18 protein-coding genes are annotated in these 21,490 nt (G+C 66.3%); 6 read left to right on the top strand and 12 right to left on the bottom strand.

Annotation, left to right across the window (positions count from 1 at the left end):
• On the top strand, positions 1-369 hold a 369-nt coding region (locus ASF32_RS10140; RefSeq protein ID WP_280136552.1), incomplete at its 5' end, for a transketolase C-terminal domain-containing protein.
• 113 nt (positions 370-482) lie between these two features.
• Here the strand turns inward: ASF32_RS10140 and ASF32_RS10135 are convergent.
• Entirely contained in the window at positions 483-1,022 is a 540-nt protein-coding gene (locus tag ASF32_RS10135; RefSeq protein ID WP_056427325.1) for a superoxide dismutase family protein, read from the bottom strand.
• 417 nt (positions 1,023-1,439) lie between these two features.
• Between ASF32_RS10135 and ASF32_RS10130 the strand changes: the two genes are divergently transcribed.
• Complete coding sequence (locus ASF32_RS10130; RefSeq protein WP_056427322.1) at positions 1,440-2,075, top strand: hypothetical protein; 636 nt, start codon at positions 1,440-1,442, stop codon at positions 2,073-2,075.
• Between the two features lie 122 nt (positions 2,076-2,197).
• Here ASF32_RS10130 and ASF32_RS24470 read toward each other — a convergent pair whose 3' ends face one another.
• Together ASF32_RS24470 and ASF32_RS10125 are read right to left on the bottom strand one after the other, a co-directional pair.
• A complete protein-coding gene (locus ASF32_RS24470; protein WP_018043414.1) occupies positions 2,198-2,431 on the bottom strand; it encodes a GcrA family cell cycle regulator in 234 nt (77 codons plus the stop codon).
• Positions 2,432-3,011: 580 nt separating this feature from the next.
• A complete protein-coding gene (locus tag ASF32_RS10125) occupies positions 3,012-3,422 on the bottom strand; it encodes a histidine kinase (RefSeq protein ID WP_056427317.1) in 411 nt (136 codons plus the stop codon).
• A 264-nt stretch (positions 3,423-3,686) separates the two neighbouring features.
• On the opposite strand from ASF32_RS10125, the gene ASF32_RS10120 reads away from it, so the two are divergent.
• Complete coding sequence (locus ASF32_RS10120; protein ID WP_244478002.1) at positions 3,687-5,240, top strand: glycosyltransferase family 61 protein; 1,554 nt, start codon at positions 3,687-3,689, stop codon at positions 5,238-5,240.
• A gap of 338 nt (positions 5,241-5,578) precedes the next feature.
• Positions 5,579-7,663 carry a hypothetical protein gene (locus ASF32_RS10115; RefSeq protein WP_056427312.1) on the top strand — a complete coding sequence of 695 codons (2,085 nt, stop codon included), beginning with the start codon at positions 5,579-5,581 and terminating at the stop codon, positions 7,661-7,663.
• A 66-nt stretch (positions 7,664-7,729) separates the two neighbouring features.
• Here the strand turns inward: ASF32_RS10115 and ASF32_RS10110 are convergent, their stop codons facing one another.
• The 7 genes from ASF32_RS10110 to ASF32_RS10080 form a co-directional block, all read right to left on the bottom strand.
• Positions 7,730-9,043, bottom strand: coding sequence for a PAS domain-containing protein (locus ASF32_RS10110; RefSeq protein ID WP_244478001.1), 1,314 nt, complete (start codon positions 9,041-9,043; stop codon positions 7,730-7,732).
• 244 nt (positions 9,044-9,287) lie between these two features.
• A complete protein-coding gene (locus tag ASF32_RS10105; protein ID WP_056427306.1) occupies positions 9,288-10,544 on the bottom strand; it encodes a Zn-dependent hydrolase in 1,257 nt (418 codons plus the stop codon).
• A 146-nt stretch (positions 10,545-10,690) separates the two neighbouring features.
• Complete coding sequence (locus tag ASF32_RS10100) at positions 10,691-11,713, bottom strand: ABC transporter ATP-binding protein (protein ID WP_056427301.1); 1,023 nt, start codon at positions 11,711-11,713, stop codon at positions 10,691-10,693.
• A gap of 58 nt (positions 11,714-11,771) precedes the next feature.
• Positions 11,772-12,830 carry an ABC transporter ATP-binding protein gene (locus ASF32_RS10095; protein ID WP_056427298.1) on the bottom strand — a complete coding sequence of 353 codons (1,059 nt, stop codon included), beginning with the start codon at positions 12,828-12,830 and terminating at the stop codon, positions 11,772-11,774.
• Entirely contained in the window at positions 12,827-13,756 is a 930-nt protein-coding gene (locus ASF32_RS10090) for an ABC transporter permease (RefSeq protein ID WP_056427295.1), read from the bottom strand. The genes ASF32_RS10095 and ASF32_RS10090 overlap by 4 nt, the downstream gene beginning before the upstream one ends.
• Entirely contained in the window at positions 13,756-14,709 is a 954-nt protein-coding gene (locus ASF32_RS10085; protein ID WP_056427292.1) for an ABC transporter permease, read from the bottom strand. Before ASF32_RS10085 ends, ASF32_RS10090 begins: the two co-directional genes overlap by 1 nt.
• A gap of 158 nt (positions 14,710-14,867) precedes the next feature.
• On the bottom strand, positions 14,868-16,481 hold the full coding sequence (locus tag ASF32_RS10080) for an ABC transporter substrate-binding protein (RefSeq protein ID WP_056427282.1): 1,614 nt from the start codon (positions 16,479-16,481) through the stop codon (positions 14,868-14,870).
• Between the two features lie 276 nt (positions 16,482-16,757).
• Between ASF32_RS10080 and ASF32_RS10075 the strand changes: the two genes are divergently transcribed.
• Entirely contained in the window at positions 16,758-18,923 is a 2,166-nt protein-coding gene (locus ASF32_RS10075) for an FUSC family protein (RefSeq protein WP_244483621.1), read from the top strand.
• Positions 18,924-18,991: 68 nt separating this feature from the next.
• On the top strand, positions 18,992-20,428 hold the full coding sequence (gene cls, locus ASF32_RS10070; protein WP_056427276.1) for a cardiolipin synthase: 1,437 nt from the start codon (positions 18,992-18,994) through the stop codon (positions 20,426-20,428).
• Here the strand turns inward: cls and ASF32_RS10065 are convergent.
• Entirely contained in the window at positions 20,319-21,170 is an 852-nt protein-coding gene (locus ASF32_RS10065) for an endonuclease/exonuclease/phosphatase family protein (RefSeq protein ID WP_244477999.1), read from the bottom strand. The genes cls and ASF32_RS10065 overlap by 110 nt on opposite strands.
• A gap of 111 nt (positions 21,171-21,281) precedes the next feature.
• Entirely contained in the window at positions 21,282-21,464 is a 183-nt protein-coding gene (locus tag ASF32_RS10060; protein ID WP_056427268.1) for a DUF3606 domain-containing protein, read from the bottom strand.
• Between the last annotated feature and the right edge of the window lie 26 nt (positions 21,465-21,490).

Here is a 21,490-nt window from a genome sequence, read left to right as displayed (position 1 = left end):
CTCGAGACGGCGGGGATCGCCGTGACGGTGGCGGATGCGCGCTTCGCCAAGCCGCTCGACGAGGCGATGATCCTGGATCTGGCGGCGAGCCACGAGGTTCTGATCACCCTGGAAGAGGGCTCGGTCGGCGGTTTCGGGGCTATGGTGCTGCATCTCCTGTCGGAGAAGGGCGCGCTCGATGCGGGCCGGGTACGGGTACGGACGCTGACGCTGCCGGACACCTACCAGGACCACAACAGCCCCGACACCATGTACGCCGAGGCCGGCCTCGACGCCGACAGCATCGTCCGCACCGTTCAGGCTACCCTGCCCGAGCAGAAGGCACGGGCCGGCGCCAAGCTCGTCAGCATCGGCAAGGCCCAACGCTGACCGACCGTTACTGAACCAGGGCGGACATCACGGCCCCGCGGTCGCGGCGATCGTGATGTCGCCCTCTGCGCTCGCATCCCCTCCCGGCATCGGGCCGGGGATGCGATGGCGGGTTACTTGATCACCGAACAGGCGATGCGGGCGCCGGCGCCACCGATGGGCTGGCTCGTATGGTCGTCCTCATTGGCGTGGATGATCAATGCCGAGCCGTCGGCATCCTTGAGGCCGCCTTCGCCCGTGAGTGGCGTCTCGCTCGAGACCTCGGCATTCACCGAGCCATCGGCATTGGCATAGACGTTCGGCAGGTCACCCTCATCCGGTCCTTCCGGATTGAGCAGGCCGTGCTTGCTCTGGTCGTGGTTCACATGGGCCTTCGACTTCTCGAATTTCTCCATGTCCGAGCAATCCGCCACGGCGTGGAAGTGGATGCCGTGCCAGCCGGGAGGCAGCCCACCGGGCTGGATCGCCAAGCGTAGCACCAGCGCGCTCGCTCCGTCGCGGATCGTGGCAGTACCGATCGGTTCACCCTTCCCGTTGACGACCTTGCTCTCATAGGTCTGCGGCGCGGCATTCTGCGTGGCGGGGGCCGGGGCCTGTGCGAGGACTGGCGCGACGCTGCCCAGCAGGGCGAGGACCGACAGGAATCGTCTCATGGCGTTTCTCCTCTCCACGCCGGGGTGATTGTGGAGCGATACAGGGAAAATCCCGGCCGACCGTAGCCGAGGACGATCGCTGGAGCGGCGACGCCTTCGCTTTCGAGTCGTTAGCCATGTGTGTCGGCAGACCCCGGACGGCAACCGGTCGCGGTGGGCATGGTGCGGGCGGCCATGCTCCGTTTGCACAGCGTAGGGCCGACCATGGCCACGCGACAGGTCGGGCGCAGTGACGCCGCCGCGCCGCCCTGCATAGGTCGATGTCCCCATCGGCGGTCGGTTAACATAGCATCGTGGACGCCATCGTAAGCTTTCGTTAAGCTCTCGCCGCTGTCCGCTTCCGATTGCCGGGCGGCGCGTGCAGAGGTGGATCGCCGATATGCGTCCGATCTCTCGGCACCAGCCTGGAGAACGTCGATGCCAGTGCGGATCCATCGGGTTTCGACGATCGTTGCAGCGCTCGGCCTGTTGGCGATCTGGGCCATGTCCCCGGTCGATCCCGCTCTCGCTCAGGATGCTTCGCCCCCTCCCGCCGGGCGAGCATGGACCGACCCGCCCGATCGTAAGGCCACTCCCTCGCCTGTCGCCGCCCGCGAGGAGGGTAAGCCGCAGGAGGTTCGTAAGGGGAACGCGCCGACTCGCGCGAGACAGGTTGCCGGCAGCCGTCGCGACGCGGTGGCTCATCGGCAAGTGAGCAGGAAGGCATCTGCACCCAAGGTCGCGCGCCGCATCGCTCCCGCCGACCGCCAGCCGATCCGACGCACGGCCGTCCGCGCTCCCACCCACCGATCCACAGCAGACCGTGCCTGGACCGTCCGGGCCTTTCAGCCGTCACGGGAGGAGGCGCCAGCCTATCGCTACGGCTATGTCTCGGACGAGGCTCCTGTCTATCACCGTAGGGAGGACGGAGTGACGGATTACCGAGCGGCCCGTCTGCGCCAGGCACGGGAAGCGGGATATCTCGTCGTCCGTGGCAGCGATCTTCGTACTCTTCGCGGACGGCCCCTGGAGACCCTCCGCGAGCCAGAGGATCAGGACGATCCCGAGGATTGATCCCTGACCAAACTAGGTCGCTGAGATTTTCGCTGCGTATGGGCGCGTCCGGTGACGCTCACGCAAAAAGCCCCGCCGGGAATGCCAGCGAGGCCTGAGATCTACGCGGAATGAGTGGCGCGTTAGCGAAGCCGCCCGGGGCGGGCCGGCTCGAACACGATACGACGGTGGAAGGCACACCAGCTTTTGCCATCCGGCGCAGGCGCTCCACAGCACACCGCGCGATCGTTAGGCTCGCCGATGATGAACTTACACACGAAGGCACCCGACTGCGCGAAGGGGACACGCAGTTCAGCCGATGGCTCGGCAATGGCGTCTGCATCGCCGATCTGTGACAGGCGAACGAGCTGATTCATGTAAAACGTACTCGCAGGGTTCTGCGTCTCTGGCGGGCGCACGCCCGATGGGACCGGATTGAAATCCGCCGCGCGAACGTTTCTTCGGTTCCGGAACACGATCCGTGCCCCAGTTCCTTCCGATCCGCCCCATGACTTCTGGAAAGTCACGATACGACGCTGTCATGATGTCGTTGTATCTAGGGATCTTTCGCCCTTAAACAAGTCTCTGTGCACCAAGGTGCTGCAGCGCACAGGAATTCGTGCATTTCTGCGCGTTCAGCGGACGAGGGTTGGGCTTTTTCGCACCCTGTCTCTTTCGATTCGGGGAGTTCCGGCAACGTGAGTCGTCCGCGATAGGCTCGAAAACGCCGAGTGATTCGCCGGTAGCATAGGTGCTCGACCCGCTTGGGTCGCTTCGTGGTACCGGGTCGATGGCCTGACGGGATCGTTCCGGCGGCAGATGGCCCAAGCTGCCTGCGGTTCCGGAACGGCAAGACAAAAACCCCATGCGCCGGTTCGAGCCGGTGCATGGGGTCTGGTCGTTCTATCGACGCCGTAAGACTTGGCTAGCGGCTCGTCGCGAGGGTGAGCCGCGTGCTTACTTGAGCAGCTTCACCAAGGCCTTGCCGGCCGGGGTCTTCAGCTCGGCGGCATCGAGGGTGCCGTCGTTGTCCGGATCGGCCGCCTTGAAGCGGGACTCGACGAGAGCGAGATATTCTTTCTTGTCGAGGGTGCCGTCCTTGTCCGGATCGGCTTCGGCGATCACCTTCTTGCCGCCGCGGCCCTTCAGTTCCTTGGCGTCGAGGGTGCCGTCCTTATCGCCTTCGAGGGCGTCGAACTTGGCGCTTGCGACGGCCTGGACTTCCTTCAGGTCGATCGTGTCGTCATTGTCGGTGTCGATCATCGAGATGATCTTGTTGCCCTTGGCGGAGGCCGGAGTGGCGAGAGCGACGGGGACGGCCAGGGCGGCGATGGCAAGGAAAATAGGAAATTTGGAACGTGCAATCATGCGTAAAGCTCCTAAGTTAATCAGCATAGTGGCACTATCACACGCCTTCGCAGATGCGAAGGTGTCCTGTTGCAGGGCAGCGGCTCGTTTGTAGGCCAGCTGTGGATGGCCGATCCGTCGCTTTGGACGAACTGGATTGACATGGGAGCGTCCGTCCGGCGATCCCCGCCCGCAAGACCCCGGTCTTTTCCTTCTTCAACCTGAAGAGGCGGTGCCGTAGTTGAACGACAAAGGATGTGATCGATCGCTATGTTTCGGCCAATCATGGAAAGTGGTCGTCATCTGCTGAGACGCGTCTGGCGTTGGACCGTCCTCGGAGGACGTGGGTTCAAGTACCGGGATTTCGAGGCGGCTTTCGAACGCGGCGATTGGACGACGATCCTGACGCGGGCGCGTAAGGCGAACCGGCTCAAGAACAGCCCCTCGATGATGGGCATGTTCATTCGCGCCGCCGGTGAGATGCGGGACGTGGAGGCGCTTCGTTGGGCCGAGAAGGAGTCCCTTCGTGCGGAATGGCCGAAGCGAGACCGTTATGCGGTGAGCCAGAGGTTCCTGCTGATCGGCGAGGCGTCGTCCGCCTGGGCGGTCTTCCTGGCCGACGCATCGATGATGGCCGAGCCGCGATTTGCGCAGCAGGCGAAATCGTTTCTCCCCCATACCAAGGATCCGGCCCTGCGGTCCGAGATCAAGGCGGCCATGGCGAAGGCCAGCCCCCCTGCTCCCGGTGCCACGGCCAGCGCCGCAATGGCGATGTCGACAGCGATTCGTTTTCCGTTCTCCGGGTCCGGGCGACAGGTTCAGGGCACCGTCGAGATCGTGTCGAGCGAGCGCACCCCGCCGCGACACGCGGTGCGGATCGCGGCCGATATCGAGAGTTTCCGACAAAAGGCCGCCCGGGCGAAGCCGCCCGAAATCATCGAATACCGGGATGTGTTCGTGGACCGGAACGGCCAGATCTGGAAGGAGGACGGCAGCGTCATCGTCTCGAAGGGGGCTCCCATCCCCAGCCTGTCGCGCCAGGACGCCCCCCGTATCACGACGGGTTTCTTCGCCATCAAGGCCACACGCGGCATCTATCATTGGCTGGTGGACCGTCTCCCGCTCTTCTCCTGGATGCTCGAGGACGGGGCGCCGGAGGCGGCAGTCCTCCTCAGCGACCAGGCCCCTTCCTTCGAGAGGGAGACGCTGCAATTGGCCGGCCTCTCCCACGCGGTGGTCGGTGTGGGGGAAGCGGTCTTCGTGGAGCGATTGCTGATCGCCCGCAGCGGCATGCAGGGCTTCACCTATTGGGACCAGGTGGCGCCGGTCATCGAACGGGTGAAGCAGGCCGCCAGGGCCATCGCCGCTCGGGAGATGGTGAGTGCTTGCGACGCGATCTACATCTCTCGCCGCGACTCGGGCCGGCGCGTCATGAGGAACGAGGCCGAACTCGAGGCGCAGATCGCGAAGCGAGAATACGCGGGCATCACCCTAGGAACCATGCCGCTGTGGCAGCAGGTTTTCACCGTATCGTCGGCGACGCGGATCGTCGCTCCCCATGGTGCGGGCTTGGCGCATATCCTCTTCGCGCAATCGGGAGCGCAGATTACGGAGATGGTGCCGGTGCAGGACGGCACTTACTTCCTGCGCCTGAACTTCGCCCGGCTTAGCCTCGTGATGGGACACCGCTATCGAGGCTGGTTGGAGCCGCATCTCGGCGCCATGGACAGCTGGACCGTGGATACGCCGGCCTTTCTCGATTTTCTCGATGGAGGGATGAGCGGTACGGGCCTCTCGGCCCTGGCGCATCCCGTCGGCGACCGTTCCCGGGGAATATGACAGGGCCGATAGCGACGGGAAAACGAGCGGATCACGTGATTGTTGGACAAGAGCCGACAATCGCGGGACCTCATTCCGGCCATGTCGTTGCAGCAGGACCGTCGATCGTGACAAACACGCCGGATCGACGTCAGGGCCGGGATTGGGGCTTGGTTCGCCAAGGAAGGTCGGACAGGGAAATTCGGTTCGGTCTCTGTCGACGCATGCTGGATCGAGGCATGATGTTGCTTCCTCGCGTGACGCGGTTTTAGATTTCGGATTGGGAGATCGGGATTGAGCGCGCGACCGGCGACACGTGCGGTGAAACGGTGCCTATCGCTCTCCGTACGAGATGTTTCATGCTGATCTTGGAGAACGTCTGGCTCAGGTCGCTTCAGTCGCGGTCGCACGCGGTTCTGTGCGGCCTCACCGGGGTCATCCCGACGAACCGGCGTGTCGGGATTCTCTGCGCTTCGAAGATCGAGCGCCGTGCTTTCAGCGACCTCATCATGGGGGTGCGGGCGCCCAGTATCGGCAAAGTCCGGCGCGAGGCGGAGATTTCGAGCCCCGTCGGCCGTATGGCGGGAATCGTGGTGCAACACACGTTGAGGCGGAACTGCGTATTCGCCGCCAAGATGCACCGGATCGAGCCGACGAGCCTTATCAAGTTCGTCGCGTTCGTGGCCAATATCGACGCTTTCATGGACGTGCCCTACAAGCAGGTGCCTGCCGATATCGCCCTCTCCTTCCGGTATGCCCTGTCTTATGGGCTGCCCTACGAGACGTATTTCGTTGACGGGGACATTATTCCGCAGACGGCCGAGTTCACCGACCGTTTCGCCAGCGTTGTTAAGCAGCGCTCGGCCGCGAGCGGCTTCATCGTCATCTCGTCGAACGTCACGCTGGTTCGGGAATTCTGCGACATCGTCGGCGTAGTGCAGAGCGACAAGATCGTCCTCTACTCTAACGCTCAGCGGGCCATCCACGAATACATGAGGCTAGTCGACCTCAACAGGCCCGACGTCGATGCCGCAGAGACTTTGCTGGCACGGATCCGTCGCGCTCTGAAGCTCGAGGATTGGCCGATGGTGGCCTCCATCGCCGCATCCGAGATGGAGGGTGATCCGGACAGTACAACGGCGATCTGGCTGTATGGGGAACTCGCCCTGTCGCGCGGAGAGCGTCGACGTGGCATCGACTTGATCCTACGTGCCTGTCAGGCCAACCCCTCTTTCGAGGAGCCGTGGAAGGCGTTGGCGCGAATCGCCGAAGACGAACAGGACGAGGAGCGGCTCAAGCTCCTGGCCAGCGTGCTGATGACCAACGGTAAAGGCCGGATCAAGCGGATAGCCGCCAAGATCATCGAGCGGACCGGCACCGACGAAGCGGCCGTCGAAGCATGGCGTCAGGTCGCGGTGGCGGCTCAGGGTGATGTGAACCTCCAGATCGAGGCCGGAGACCGCCTGCTCCGCGCGGGAGCGGGGGAGGATGCGGCACTGATCTTCGAGGCAGCCTTTGCGGACGATCCGACCAATGGACGCATCCTGCTGATGCTGTACCGCAGCGAACTGCTCTTCTCCGACAACGAGCGTTTGGCCGATCTGGTGGTTCTCATGATGACGGTTTGCCCGGAAGAGATCGAACGGGCGATCCGCCTCGCCCAGCGGGCGCGCCGTTTGGAGGCGAAGCTGATCGACGAGAATGGCGCGCCCGCCCTACTGGAAGCGCAGGTCGAGGAAGCGCTTCCGGTGCGGATTCGGCGCGCCATGAAACTACAGGATGTCGCTGCCATGGCCGAGATCGCCGAGGCTGAGTTCCGGCGGGACGCGGACAGCGCCATAGGCATATGGCTCTTCGGCGAAATCGCCCTCATCAAGGGGGACCGCGAGCGCGGCGGCGACCTGATCCTGCGCGCCTGCCAGACGGATGCGGAGTTGCAAGAGCCCTGGAAGACTCTCGGCCGTCTCGCCGAGGAAGAGAAGAACGAGGATCGGCTCAGCTCTTACATCTCCGTGCTGATGACGAACAATCAGGGCAGGGTTCGGCGGCTAGCTGCCAAGGCCCTCGAATCGACAGGGGACGAGGAATCCATCCTGGCCGCGTGGCGCGCCGTGGCACATGTGGCGGGTGGGGATCTCAACCTTATGGTGGAAGCCGGTGATCGGCTGTTCCGCTACGGCGCTGCCAGTGAGTCATCTCAGGTCCTGTCACGCTTGCTTCATATCGACCCACGACACGTTCGCGGGCTGATCCTGCTCTTTCGCAGCGAACTCGCCTTTGCCGATGACGAGCGCATGATGGCATTGGCGGATCAGCTCAACGAGGTCGCCCCTGCCGAGCTCGATCGCGCGATCCGTCAAGCCTGGTATGCGCGCAGGGGAGAACTCGGCAAGCGGCTGAAGCAACGGTTTAGGCAGCCAGTCTCCAGCGACACGGGCGCGTGAGCGAAGGTGGTCTCGACCCCATATCGGTGAACCGGAAACACAGATCAGACTCGACGAGGCCCAGCCTTACGCCTCTCGCACGCCGGGTTTGTGCCCTGGATCGAAGGTGAAGACGACGCCGGCCTGTTCGAGAACCTGACGCACCGCCTGGATCGTGTCGCGTCGCGGCCGGATCGTGGCGTCGGGGTCTTCGATCCGGACGATGGTCGAAACCGAAACGCTCGCGCGTCGAGCCAGCTCGTCCTTCGACAGGCCGGTCATCCCGCGGGCGGCCCGAACCTGTGCGGACGTGATCTCCCCGCCGCCGCGACCGATATCGCTCGCGGGGCCGCGTACTTCCGTTGTCGATGAAGCAGCCTGGAATCGGCTCTGTCCTGGGACGCTCAGGCACACGCCGACCCATTCCTTCACTGAGCCGTCTCGGTTCATAATCGGCACGCCACGGGCGTTGAACCAGCGATAGATCCCGTCGACACAAAGGATCCGATAGTCGGTGTTATAGGCCGTGTCGTGGCTGAGGGCCGTGCGCCAGGCGAAGTTCGTACGCTCCCTGTCGTTGGAATGAAGCACGTCGAGCCAGCCAAGCCCCTGGAACTGCTCGTGTCGCTGTCCGGTAAGCTCTTCCCAGAGCGGCATGTCGATCGACTTGCCGTCGGGGCTGACGATCCAGACCACGGCGGCGGTAGCCGAGAGCAGGGCCTTGAAGCGATCGTATCCTTGTTCGGCGGAGTGTTTCGCGTCGTACTGGTCGGTCACATCCTCGACGACGCCGATGGCTTGGCTCGGGCGATTGCCGGGGCCATGCACAACCTCCGCATGGCTGGCAATCCAGCGCAGTGTCTGGTCCGGCCGGATGATGCGGAACTCGCGCTTGAGAGGCCGGCCATTGCGGAGAACGGTCAGCATGTCCGTATGCGCGGCCCGGTCATCGGGATGCATCATGGCCTCGACGACGCCGAAGCTCAGGGCGACGGAGGGGGGCAGGCCGAGAACGCGGTGAAGCCCGATCGAACCATGGATGCCGAGTTCTTCGAGATCGGCCGACCAGAAAGCGATATCCGTGGCGTTGTCCATGAGCTTCAGCAGGCGGCGAGACGGGACACGGCGCGATGCGCCATCCGACCGTCCGGATGGATCCATCGGCGACCGTGGCGACATGCTACTTTCTCCTCGGCCAATATGCCGCCTTACAGGAATGAATTTGTTCCAGGATATGCTTGGAGAATATGTCGTTGCGTGTTTTTTGCGCGCAACACAACCCAATGAAGAGGGGATAAAGGGATTTTCCTGTAGTTGCTTTTGTGGGGGCTCGTCGCATTCACATAGATTGTCTCTGTCATGCATCTCCCTCACTTCGCCGCGGTCTTCCGGCTGCGCCATGAAGGGGCTGTATGCGAGGCCACAACCGGCCCCGCCCCGCACCTCGGCAGCGCAAAGCATCATATTGCATGCCTGTCACTGCGGGAGAGGGAGATGGCCGCTCGACCGGGCTCGACGCCGGATAGGCCCGACCACGTTGGGTCGGGACACATCTCTAAGCCTCTGTTTGCCGCGCTCTTTTTCGCCGAACCGGCATCCACTTCGGCGGAGAGCGCTCTAGCCGATCAACCCGGACGAATCCGGTTCAGCCAGCCCGAACCGGTGAATTGGCCAGGGTGAGAAGGGTCTGGAGCAGGACGTCGGCGCCAGCGGTGCAATCGCCCTGGGTCGCCGATTCCGCCTCGTTGTGGCTGATCCCGTCTCGGCAGGGCACGAAGATCATGGCCGTCGGGGCGAGGGCGGCGATATTGCAGGCATCGTGGCCGGCGCCCGAGACCATGCGGCGATGGCTGAAGCCCAAACCCTTGGTCGCCGCCTCGACGGCGCCCACCACTCCGGCATCGAACGGCACCGGCTCCTTGCGCCAGATCCGGGTCAGCTCGATGGTGAGCTTGCGCCGACCGGCGATGGCGTCGAGTTCCGCTCGCAATTCACTCTCGACCACATCGAGGGTCTTGGCTTTCGGGTCACGCACATCGAGGGTGAAGCGGATGCGGCCGGGAATGACGTTGCGCGATGGCGCGCCGATCGCCGCCTCGCCGATCGTCGCCACCGCCGTGGGACCGTGGGCATGGGCGATCCGCTCGACGGCCAGTGCGATCTCGGCGAAGCCGTTGAGGGCGTCGCGCCGGCGCAGCATCGGTGTCGTGCCGGCATGGCTCTCGAAACCCGTCACCACGCCGTCGAACCAGGCGATCCCCTGCCCGCCCTCGACCACGCCGATGGTGGTCTCCTCGGCCTCCAGGATCGGACCCTGCTCGATATGCAGTTCTACGAAAGCGCCGATCCTGCGCTCGCCCACCGGCTCGTCTCCGCGATAGCCGATGGCCTCCAGCGCCTGCCTCACCTCGATGCCGGCGGCATCGCGACGGGAATGGATGTCCTCCACCGTGAACTCGCCCGCATAGGCGGCGGACGCCATCATGGCGGGTGCGTAGCGCGAGCCCTCCTCGTTGGTCCAGTTGACCAGAAGCAGGGGCGCCTCGGTCTCGATGCCGGCATCGTTGAGGGCGCGCATAACCTCCAGCCCCGCCAGGGTGCCGAGGATGCCGTCGAACTTGCCCCCCGTGGGCTGTGTGTCGAGATGCGAGCCGCAGGCGACGGGCAGGCGCGTCATGTCGCGTCCGCGCCGCAGGGCGAATTGCGTACCCAGCGCGTCGACACCCACTTCGAGGCCCGCCGCCTCGCAGGCATCCCGGAACCAGTCCCGGACCTGGCCATCCTCCTGCGATAGGGTCAGCCGGTTGATTCCGCCGGCGGGGGTGGCGCCGAACCGGGCGGTCTCCATGATCGTGGACCACAGGCGCGCGCCGTCGACGCGGAGATTGTGGGTCGTGCTCATATGCCTATCCGTTGTCTCGGTGCAGTCGCTGCGGAATGGGGGCGGTTCTTCAACCTTCAACCTCAGTCCAAGGTGCCGCGCGAAGGGGCCTCGAAAAACGTCCGTGCTTCGCTTCGGCACTTCAGGGCGAGGTCGTGGGAGGGGGGCTACGCGTCCGCCAACTCCGCCCGCTGAGCCTGGAAGCTCCGCGCCGCCTCGTCGGTCTTCCAGCAGGCGGCGCGATGGCCCGGTCCGGCCTCGACCACCGGCGGGTCGCCCACGCGGCAGCGTTCCTCGGCAAGGAAGCAGCGCGGTGCGAAGGGGCAGCCCGGCTGGCGGTTGGCGAGGTCGGGCGGGCTTCCCGGGATGGTCTGGAGCCGGGAGCCCTTGGCGAGCGCCCCGTCGGCGCGGCTGCGCAGCAGGCCGATCGTGTAGGGATGATGCGGGTTCAGCACCACTTGCCGAGCGGAGCCCTCCTCCACGATGCGGCCGGCATACATCACCGCGATCCGGTCGGCGACTTCGACGGCGGCACCCAGATCGTGGGTGACGAAGAGAGTGGACAGTCCGAGTTCCGCCTGCAGGTCGCGCAGGAGAAGCAGGATCTGGATCTGCACCGTGGCGTCGAGGGCCGTCGTCGGCTCGTCGGCGAGGAGGACCTTGGGATTGCAGGCGAGCGCGAGGGCGATCATCGCGCGCTGGCGCATACCCCCCGACATCTCGTGCGGATAGGCGTCGAGTCGCCGCTCCGGGCTCGGGATGCGCACCCGTTCGAACTGTTGAAGCGCGCGGGCCCGCGCTTCGGCTGCGCCGATTCCCTCGTGCTGGCGGATCGCCTCCATGATCTGGCGGCCCACCGTATAGACCGGATCGAGGGCGAGCAGCGGCTCCTGGAAGATCATCGCGACTTCGCGGCCGCGCAATGCCGTCAGGTCGCGCTTGCCCATGGCCATCACGTCGCGGCCGGCGACGAGGATGCGGCCTTCGATCGCCGTCTTGCGCTCGGGGTTGAGGCGCATGATCGCGCGCAGGGTCACGCTCTTGCCCGATCCCGACTCGCCGATGAGGGCGATGGCCTGGCCTCGGCCGAGGGTGAGATCGACCCCATCGACCGCGCGGACCTTGCCGCCGAAGGTGACCTTCAGGCCCTGGATTTCGACGGCGGGTTCCTTGCCAACCGCTCGGGTCATCGGTCGCATCTCGGGTTCGGCGTGAATCGGGGCGTGCCTCGGTGGCGAAGGACCGTGCTCATGCGGCCACCGACAGGGCGGGCGCCGCCGAATGGCCGGATCCCGGCTGGCGGGCGAGGCAGGCGACGCGGTGGACGGGGTCGACCGGGGCGAGGGGCGGAACCTGGCTCCGGCAGACATCCTCCACGAGGCTGCAGCGCGGGTTGAAACGGCATCCCGGCGGCGGGTCGATGGGGTTGGGCGGGTCTCCGGCGAGGGGCGCAACGGTGGTGCGGTTGTCCGGGTCCATCGAGGGCATCGAGGACAGGAGCGCCTTGGTATAGGGATGGGCGGGGTCGGCCAGCACGGTGTCGGCCGGGCCGATCTCCACCACCTGCCCGAGATACATCACTGCCACCCGGTCGCAGATGAAGCGGACGACGTTGAGGTCGTGGCTGATGAACAGGTAGGTGAGGTCGAATTCCTGCTTGAGGTCCATCAGCAGGTTCAGAACCTGCGCCTCCACCGACTTGTCGAGGGCCGAGACCGCCTCGTCGAGGACCACGAGGCGCGGCTCCAGTGCCAGGGCGCGGGCGATGTTCACGCGCTGGCGCTGGCCGCCGGAGAGTTCGTGCGGATAGCGGGCGGCGAAACGCGCCGGTTCCAGGCCGACGCGGGCGAGCAGGCTGCGCGCCCGCTCGATGGCCTGGCGCTTGGGCACCCCGTGGACCCGTGGGCCGAAGGCGATGGACCCCTCGATGGTCATGCGCGGGTTGAGCGACGAGTAGCTGTCCTGGAACACCATCTGGGCCTGGGCGCGGAACTCGCGCAGAGGCAGGGCCCGGCTGCCGATGCGCTCGCCATCGAACAGCATCTCTCCCTTGTCGTGCTGGGTCAGGCCCATGATGAGGCGGGCGGTGCTGGACTTGCCGCAGCCGGATTCGCCGACGACCCCCAGGGTCTCGCCCTTCTTGATGTCGAAATCGACGCCGTCCACGGCGCGCACGACGGCCTTCTTTCCGCCGATCCCCTTCTTGACCGGGAAATGCTTCACCAGCCCCTCGACGGTGAGAAGTGGCTGGCCCGGGCCGCCGCGGTCGCGGGGGGAGAGCGGGCTCGACGCGATGGGCGTGCTCATGACTTCACTTCCATTGCCGAACGCAGGCCGTCCGAGAACAAGTTGAACGAGATCGAGACGATGAAGATCGCAAGGCCCGGAAGTGCCGCGACCATCGGGTTCACGTAGATCGCCGTGCGCAGGGTGTTGAGCATCAGGCCCCATTCGGGCTCCGGCGGCTTCACGCCGAGGCCGAGGAAGGAGAGGCCCGAGGCCAGGATCATCGACACGCTGATGAGGCTGGTGGAGTAGACGAAGATCGGTCCGAGCACGTTGCCGAGCACCTGCGCGCGCAGGATCGTCAGGGTCGAGGCGCCGGAGAGGCGGGCGGCATCGACATAGTCGCGTGAGCGGATCTGCGTCGTCACGCTCTCGGCCACGCGGGCGATCTGGGGTGTGAACACGCAGGTCAGCGAGACGATGGAATTGAACACGCCCGCTCCCAGCGCACCCGAGAGCGCGATGGCCAGAAGCACCGAGGGGAAGGCGAAGAACACGTCGACGGTGCGCATGAGCACCGTGTTCAGCCAGCCGCCGACATAGCCGGCGAGAATGCCGATGCTGGAACCGAGGAGGAAGGCGAGGATCACCGGCGTGACGCCGATGAACAGGGAGAGGCGCCCGCCCAGCATCAGGCGGCTCAGCATGTCGCGCCCGAGCTCGTCCGAGCCGAGAATGTATGTGGCGTCGCCAACGGGCTTCAGCCGCCGCACCATCGAGCCGCGATACGGATCCATGGGCGTGATCCAGGGTGACAGCAACGCGATGGCCACGATGGCGAGGATGAGACACGCCGCTGTCATCGCCACGGGATCGCGCAGGAGCTTGGCCAGCACGTTGCCCCAGAAGCCGCGCGAGGCGACGAAGGCATCTGGCGTGGAGGTGAGCGGGGGCGCCCCGCCGGCGATGTCGATAGCCGATGAGGCCGGACTGGTTCCGAGTGCCATCAGCCCCTCTCGATGCGCGGGTCGAGCGCCGTCTGCACGACGTCGACGATGAGGTTGAGGGCGACGAAGAACATCGCCAGGACGAGGATGGCGCCCTGCAGCAGCGGCAGGTCGCGCTGGAAGATCGCGGCGTTGAGGAGGAAGCCGGTGCCGGGCCAGGCGAACACCGTCTCGATCAGGATCGAGCCGCCGAGCAGGTAGCCGAGCTGCAGCCCCATGATCGCGAGAGCGGTGGGAGCGGCGTTCTTCACCACGTGCTTGAACACGCCGAACTCGGAGAGGCCCTTTGCCCTAAGCGCCCCGACGAAATCCTGGGAGAGGATGTCGCCCACCAGCGCCCGGACGGTGCGGGCGATGACGCCCATCGGGATCACCGACATCGTGATGGCGGGCAGGATGATGTAGCGCAGGTGCTCGAGATCCGGCTTCCAGTTGCCCGATCCGTCTGGGCCGGCTCCGGTCGAGGGGAGCCAGCCGAGCTGGGCCGAGAACACGATCACCAGGACCATGCCGAGCCAGTAATGCGGCACGCTCACACCGAAGACCGAGATGGCGGAAGCCGCCCGGTCGAGGACGGAATCGCGGAAATAACCGGCGACGAAACCGAACAGGCAACCGAAGGTGAAGCCGATCAGGGTCGCGACGGAGGCGAGGATCAGGCTGTTGACGACGGCGCGACCGACCTCACTCAAGACCGGCCTGCCAGTGGCGATGGACGTGCCGAGATCGCCGTGGAGCACCTTCCACAGCCACAGGGCGTACTGGACCGGCAGCGGCTTATCGTAGCCGTAGGCGATCCGCATGGCGTCGATCGTTTCCTGGGTGGCGTCCACCGGCAGGATGGAGCTGAGGGGATCGCCCTCTGCCAGATGCACCAGCGAGAAGCAGACGATGCTGACCCCGAGCGCTACCGGGGTGACGGTGAGGAGGCGGCGGAGGATGAAGCTCAGCATGGGAGCATCCGGAGGACCTCAATCGAGTGTGGCGGCTCTCCTCCCCCTTGTGGGGAGGAGTTGGAGGKGGGGGTGGCAGGGCGATCCTCTTCCTGCGGAGGCTAGCGGAGCGACCCCCACCCTCGGTCCCTCCCCACAAGGGGGAGGGAGGATGCGTCTCACTTCCCCACGGTGATGGGCGAGAAGTCCTGGTACCAATTCTGGGCCTGGACGAAGCCCTTCACCTTCGAGCTCATGGCGCGCGGGTTGGTGTCGTGGGCGACCATGAGAAATAGCGCCTCGTCGACGTATTTCTCGTGGACCTTCTGCAGCACTTTGATCTGCTCGACGGGATCGAAGGTCGTCCGGATCTGGTCGAACAGCTTGTCCATCTCGGGGTCGCAGTAATGGCCCCAGTTCGTGCCGTTGGGGGCGGCCAGATTACATTGGAGATGGCGGATGAAGCCGGTGAAAGGGTCCTGGATGAAGTAGGAGAAGTTCATTCCCGTGGCGCCGCGCGACACGTCGGCCTTCGAGCCGGCCCGCCACAGGTTGATGAGCGCGTTCCACTCGACGACTTCGAAATTCACCTTGATTCCGATATCGGCGAGGTTCTGCTGGATCAGCTCGTTCATCGGCAGGGGTTGCATCTGGCCCGAGCCCGAGGGTGCGATCAGGATCTTGGTGACGATGGGCTTGTTCGGGCCGTAGCCGGCCTCGGCCAGGAGCTTCTTGGCCGCCTCGGGATCGTAGGTCGGCTTGAAGGTCGGCGAGCCGAACCAAGCGGAGCCCGGCGGCATGAATCCCTCGGCCGGGATCATCAGCCCGTTGAGCATCTCCTTCATGCCCTCGCGGTCCACGGCGAGGTTGGCGGCCTTGCGCACGCGGATGTCGTTCCATGGCGAGCCCTCGGCCCGCGACAGGTGCCAGGTCCAGTTATGCGGATAGGCATTGGTGACGATGCTGAACCCCGCCCCCTTGAGCGAGGCGACAGCGTCCGGCGGCGGGGCCTCGATCCAGTCGACCTGACCCGAGCGCAGGGCCGCCACGCGGGCATTGGCCTCCGGCAGGGGCACCAGGACCAGCTTGTCGAGCTTGGGAACCCGCGCCTTGTCCCAATACTCGGCGTTGGGTGCCATCTCGGCGCGCTCGCGTGGGGCGAACAGGGTCAGCTTCCACGGGCCGGTCCCCGACGGGGTCTTGGCGAAGGCGTCCCAGCTCTTGCCCAGCTTCTCCCACTGCGCCGGCGAGGACATCATGATCCAGGCGATCTGGTAGGGCAGCGTCGCGTCCGGCGCCTTGGTGGTGATCTCCACCGTCATCGGATCGACGACGCGGTAGCTGGCGACGCCGGGGATGCGCGAGCGCCCTTGCGCCGATTGGCGCGGGTCGAATTGCGGTGCGTCGTTCTTCAGGAGCTTGTCGAGATTCCACACCACCGATTCCGCGGTGAAGGGCGAGCCGTCGTGAAAGGTCACGCCGGGCCGCAATGTGAAGATCCACTTGGTCTTGTCAGTGGCGTCCACCGCCCAGGACGAGGCGAGGCCCGGGACGAGTTCCGAGGGCTTGGTGGCGCTCGATAGGTCCCAATTGATGAGGGCGTCGTAGACCGTGTAGCCGGTGAAGCGCATGCCTTCGCCGCCATTGTCGGCCTGACCCGTGGTGAGCGGAATGTCCGATGCGGTCATGCCGATCCGCAGCGTTCCCTGAGCCCAAGCCGCCGGCATCATGCCGCCGCTGGCCAGCGCCGCGGCCACGAGTCCAACGCGAAGACGTTCTGCCAAGGCTCTCATCGTGTTGTGCTTTTCCTCGAGGATCCACGTCCGGCAAGTTTGCCGGTCTCCGGTCCCCCCATGCAAAGCACCGGCCAGACTGGACTCCTTCCAGCTCACCGGGAGAAAAATGTATACGATTCATGTGAAAGCCCGCCGGGTCGGCATGCGCTGGATGCCGGCCCGGGTGGCGAGGCGGCCATCGAGGGTTTTGCGCCGCCGCGATCGGCTCTAAACCGCCCGTCTTCGGGCAGGCCGCCCGGTGGAGCGCCCCAGTTGCCTCTCTCCCCGAAACCCATGGCCAAGACGGGTGCCCCAAGGTCCGGCGGCCTCCGGCGTGGGCGCGTGGCGGACTTCCTGATGGGCCGGGGCTCCCTGTCCGCGCCGGGATCGAACCTGGCCCGCCTGCCCGTCGCCCTCGACCCGCGCGGGCTCAGCATCATCGAGGGAATACGGGCGGCCTGCGCCTTCGGCACCGTCATCCTTCTCCACGAATTCGTGGCGTGGTCGCCGCTCCTCATCATGGCGCTGGCGGCCAACCTCACCTGCTTTGCCGATATCGGCGGTCCGGTGCGCTCCCGCCTGATGGTGCTGGCCGTGTTCTCGGTGCTCGGCAGCCTGATCTGGAGCCTGTTCGGTCTGCTCCAGCCCCATGGCCCGGCCGTGGTCGTGCCGTTCGCCACCCTCGTCATCTTCTGCTGCACCTATGCCCGCGTCTGGGGCGTGCAGGAGCAGACCGCCGGCAACGTCCTCGTCCTCGTCCTGGCCTTCGCCCTCGACCGTCCGCTCACCGGCGGCGAGGCCGTCATCGCCGGTGCGATGGTGCTGGCCGGCGGCCTGTGGGCGACGGTTTTGGCCCTCGCCCTCTGGCGGCTCAACCCCTATCGCCCGACCCAGCGGGCCGTCGCCGAGGTCTGGCGCAGGCTCGCTCTGCTCAGCGGCGATCTCGAAGACCTCGCGGCCGCCGAGGAAGCCGATGCGACCGGGTTCGACGACCATGCGCGCGCCCATCGCCGCGGCGCGCGGGAAGCGATCGAACTCGCCCGCAGCCTCATCGTCGACATCGCCCGCAGCCGCGAGAGGGTTTCCGACCGCACCGCCCAGGCCCTGATCCGGCTGGAGACCGCGGAGCAGATCTTCGCCGCCCTCATCGCCCTGTCCGACCGGATCGAAGCCGACCGCAATCCCAATCGGCAGGTCCGGACGCGGCGTCTGTTGCGTCGCCTGAGACCGCTCCTCCTCGTGGTCGCGCGGGCGATCCGCGACGACACCGTCCTCGACCTGCCGCGCATCGAGCGCTCGATCGCGCGGGCGGGGCGCGGATTCGCATCCGACCCGGCTCTCAAGGCGCTGGCCGAGCGCATCCTCGACCGCGTCCGCATCGGGGCCAAGCTCTCGACGCCGGAAGGGTATCGCCCCGGCGGCACATTATTGGGGAGCGCCAGCTTGCCCCTGCGCCAACGGCTGCTCGGCCCGTTGAAGGCGAACTTTACCCTCGCCTCGCCGAACCTGCGGCACGCGATCCGCGCCAGCGTCGTCACCGCGCCTGTTCTCGGCCTAACCCTGCTCTGGCCGGGGCCGTTCACGCATTGGCTCACCATCACGGTGGTGCTGACGATGCAGCCCTTCTACGCCGCTACCTGGCAGCGGGCGCTGGAGCGGATCGGCGGCACGGTGCTCGGCGGGCTGTTCGGCGCCCTCCTCGCCAGCCTCGCCACGACGACCCTGGCGCTCTCGGCCCTGATCTTCCCCTTGAGCATCATCGGTTTCGCCGCCCGGCAGGTGAGCTATGCCTTCTTCATCGCCTGCCTGACGCCCCTGGTGGTGCTGCTCGTGGAGGTGATGGAGCCCGGCCATGCCTCCTGGGAAGTGGCGGGCATGCGCGCGCTCTTCACTCTGCTCGGCGGCCTCATCGCCGTGGTGAGCAGCCTGCTGCTATGGCCGGTCTGGGAGCCGGATCAGGTCCGCCTGGAACTGCGAAAGGCGGTGAAGGCGCATGCCGATTTTGCGCGCACCGTGCTTTCGAACCGGGCGGAAGCCGAACGGAGCGGGGCCGCCGAAGCCGCGGCGCGGGCCAGCGGCCTCGCCCTCAACACCCTGGAAGCCGCCCTCTCCCGCGCCCTCCAGCAGCCCCGCGCCGGGCGCCACCCGCAGGTCCAGACCGCGATGGTCGCCGATGCGACCCTGCGCCGGATCGGCGCGCGCCTGTCCGCCCTGCGCTATGCCGCCGACCCCAGCACCGATGGGCCTATCGGCTGCGCCTGGATCGCCTGGATCACCGAGACCCTCGCCCGTCTCGCCCAGGAGGGCGGCGCCCTGCCCTCCCATCCGGATCTGCCCCGCCCCGATTCTCTCGTCCGCCTCGTGACGCAGGTGGAGTTGCTCGCCGAGACCCTGCGGCCACCGCGTTCGCGTGCGGAGGCGCTTCCTCCGGTGCCTGCCGCCGCGCCGGGCAAAGGCTAGGTTTTTCCGCGGGCGCGGGGCTAAAGAGGTCCGCGTTGCGCGATCCCGTTTTCAGGCTGGGGTGATCCTTGGAAGACCTCCTCCACCGATGGCTGCAGGCGACCGGGTCGATCCGGGCCGAGGTGCTGGCCCTCCTCGGCATCGTGCTGGCGCTTCTCGTCACTGTTCATGCCCTGCTGCGCAAGCGCGAGATCGGCACCGCCATCGGCTGGATCGGCCTCGCCTGGCTGTCGCCGATCTTCGGGACGGCCCTCTACGCGATCTTCGGCGTGAACCGGGTCTCGCGCCGGGCGCGCCAGTTGCGGGTAAGGCCGTCGCAGCGGGCGAACGCCCCGGCCCTTCCCGACGCCACCGTGCCGGACGAACTCCGGCCCCTCGACCGCGCCGTCCGGCAGATCACCCAGCTACCCCTCCTCGGCGGCAACGCGTTCGAGGCCCTGCGCAACGGCGACGAGGCTTATCCGGCGATGCTGGCGGCGATCGAGGGCGCGCAACGGAGCGTCGCCCTGTCGAGCTACATCTTCCGCAACGACATCACCGGTGGCCGCTTTTTCGAGGCCATGCTGGCCGCCCGGCAACGCGGCGTCGAAGTGCGGGTGCTCATCGACGGGATCGGCAGCGGCTACTTCTTTCCCGCCATGGCGCGGCGCCTGCGCCGGGCGGGGGTACCGGTCGGCCTGTTCATGCATTCCGCCCTGCCCTGGCGCATGCCGTTCCTGAACCTGCGCACCCACAAGAAGATCCTCATCGTCGATGGGCGCATCGCCTTCACGGGCGGCATCAACATCGCCGACGAGAACCTCGTGGCGACGTCGCCGCCCGACCCCGTGCGCGACAGTCACTTTCGCATCGAAGGTCCGGTGGTCGAACAGCTCTCCCAGGCCTTCGCCAGCGACTGGGCCTTCGTGATGGGGGAGGAGCTCGACGGTCCGCACTGGTTTCCCCCGCTGGGTGCGGCGGGCGAGATCGAGGCGCGCGTCGTCACCTCCGGCCCGGATGCCGATATCGAGAAGATCGAGTTCGCGGTGATGTCGGCGATCAGCTGCGCTCAGCACAGCATCCGGCTGGTGACCCCCTATTTCCTGCCGAGCGAGATTTTATCGACCACCCTCGCCCTCGCGGCGACCCGCGGCATCCGCGTCGACGTCATCATCCCTCGTGCGAGCAACCATCGTTTCGTCGATTGGGCGACGCGAGCGCATGTGGCGCCCCTGCTCGAGAGCGGTGTGCGGATCTGGCTCGACGAGCCGCCCTTCGACCATTCGAAGCTGCTGGTGGTGGATGGCGAGTGGAGTTTCGTCGGCAGTGCGAACTGGGACATGCGCAGCTTCCGACTGAACTTCGAGCTCAATGTCGAGGTCTATGACCGCGCCTTCGCCGACCGGCTCGACCGGTTCATGCGGACGAAGATGGAGGCGCGCCTGACGTCCGAAGAACTGGCGCGGCGGTCGCTTCCCGTCCGGCTGCGCGACGCAGCCGTGCGACTAATGCTGCCATACCTCTGATATCGTGCGCCGTCGGCTGCGCCGGGGCCGGGGCGAGGTGCACGACGATGGGCCGGTGATCGGAAGCGCCGCGCGGCAGCACCGTACGCCCGAGGCAGGCGAGGCCGCGTACGAGGCAGCGGTCGATGCGCAGGGGCACGAGGTCCACCATGGCATGCGTGGGAATGCGCGGCCCGGCATCGCGAAAACCCGGCAGCAGGGCCGGACCGATGAGATTGTAATCGCCGATCACCGCCGCGCGCGCCGGAAGGCTCTGCTCGATCCGCCGCAATTGCCGCCGGTTGAGCACCTGCCCATGCGAGAGATGGACATTGGCGACCCCGAAATCCCCCATGTCGAGAATCTGGCAGACGCGGTCGACCAAGGCGCCGGACGGCAGCTTGATGACGATCGGAGGCGCGGCCCAGGCCACCGGGCTCCACATGGCAAGGCCATGGATACGGCCGGGCAGCGGAGCCCAGGCATAGTCGCCCCCGAGCCGCTCTTTTATCGATGCGATCTCTTTCGTGGCCTCCTGCATCAGCAGGAGATCGGGCTGCTCGCGTAGGACGAGTTCGACGATGCTGTCGACCTTGGCACCCGTGCGCCGAAGCAGGTTCCAGCTCACGATCTTGCGGAAACGGCCACGGTCCGGTGCGCTGAGGGCGCGCAGGTCGGCGCTGCGGGCGGATTCTGAGACGGCGTAGCGGCGGTCGTTCAGCATGCCGCCCCAGGGGAGCAGCCCGTGTCTCTTCAGTGGCACCCGCCCGCCTCCCGCTCTCGCCCGTCGCCGCGTCTCAACGCGTCTCGTGGTCCCGACGTTTCCCGTCCCGCTGCGTCTCGTGCCGGCGACCTCTGGCCGGCATCCGCCCGATCAGCGCTTCTTGCCGAGTTCGGCGGCGATGTCCTTGACCATATGGCCCGCTTTGCGGTGGGCGGCGATCAATTGATCGCGCGTGACGCCCCAGCGTTTCATCCAGTGCTCCACGGCCTGCCGCTCGGACAGATCGAGCCTGTCCTTGTCGATAAAGCCGCGCTTGTCCTTCAGTCCTGCCATGAATCCTGTCCCACCATGAATTCCAC

It is taken from the genome of Methylobacterium sp. Leaf91 (assembly GCF_001422815.1).
Taxonomy (GTDB): domain Bacteria; phylum Pseudomonadota; class Alphaproteobacteria; order Rhizobiales; family Beijerinckiaceae; genus Methylobacterium.
Note: the sequence above shows the minus strand (reverse complement) of the source record. Positions and strands in the feature narration are given on the sequence as shown.

Excerpts from the sequence above, each read along its gene's own strand:
- ASF32_RS10135 (WP_056427325.1), bottom strand. The coding sequence starts at position 1,022 with ATGAGACGATTCCTGTCGGTCCTCGCCCTGCTGGGCAGCGTCGCGCCA.
- ASF32_RS10130 (WP_056427322.1), top strand. The coding sequence starts at position 1,440 with ATGCCAGTGCGGATCCATCGGGTTTCGACGATCGTTGCAGCGCTCGGC.
- ASF32_RS24470 (WP_018043414.1), bottom strand. The coding sequence starts at position 2,431 with ATGAATCAGCTCGTTCGCCTGTCACAGATCGGCGATGCAGACGCCATT.
- ASF32_RS10125 (WP_056427317.1), bottom strand. The coding sequence starts at position 3,422 with ATGATTGCACGTTCCAAATTTCCTATTTTCCTTGCCATCGCCGCCCTG.
- ASF32_RS10120 (WP_244478002.1), top strand. The coding sequence starts at position 3,687 with ATGGAAAGTGGTCGTCATCTGCTGAGACGCGTCTGGCGTTGGACCGTC.
- ASF32_RS10115 (WP_056427312.1), top strand. The coding sequence starts at position 5,579 with ATGCTGATCTTGGAGAACGTCTGGCTCAGGTCGCTTCAGTCGCGGTCG.
- ASF32_RS10110 (WP_244478001.1), bottom strand. The coding sequence starts at position 9,043 with ATGGCGCAGCCGGAAGACCGCGGCGAAGTGAGGGAGATGCATGACAGA.
- ASF32_RS10105 (WP_056427306.1), bottom strand. The coding sequence starts at position 10,544 with ATGAGCACGACCCACAATCTCCGCGTCGACGGCGCGCGCCTGTGGTCC.
- ASF32_RS10100 (WP_056427301.1), bottom strand. The coding sequence starts at position 11,713 with ATGACCCGAGCGGTTGGCAAGGAACCCGCCGTCGAAATCCAGGGCCTG.
- ASF32_RS10095 (WP_056427298.1), bottom strand. The coding sequence starts at position 12,830 with ATGAGCACGCCCATCGCGTCGAGCCCGCTCTCCCCCCGCGACCGCGGC.
- ASF32_RS10090 (WP_056427295.1), bottom strand. The coding sequence starts at position 13,756 with ATGGCACTCGGAACCAGTCCGGCCTCATCGGCTATCGACATCGCCGGC.
- ASF32_RS10085 (WP_056427292.1), bottom strand. The coding sequence starts at position 14,709 with ATGCTGAGCTTCATCCTCCGCCGCCTCCTCACCGTCACCCCGGTAGCG.
- ASF32_RS10080 (WP_056427282.1), bottom strand. The coding sequence starts at position 16,481 with ATGAGAGCCTTGGCAGAACGTCTTCGCGTTGGACTCGTGGCCGCGGCG.
- ASF32_RS10075 (WP_244483621.1), top strand. The coding sequence starts at position 16,758 with ATGGCCAAGACGGGTGCCCCAAGGTCCGGCGGCCTCCGGCGTGGGCGC.
- ASF32_RS10060 (WP_056427268.1), bottom strand. The coding sequence starts at position 21,464 with ATGGCAGGACTGAAGGACAAGCGCGGCTTTATCGACAAGGACAGGCTC.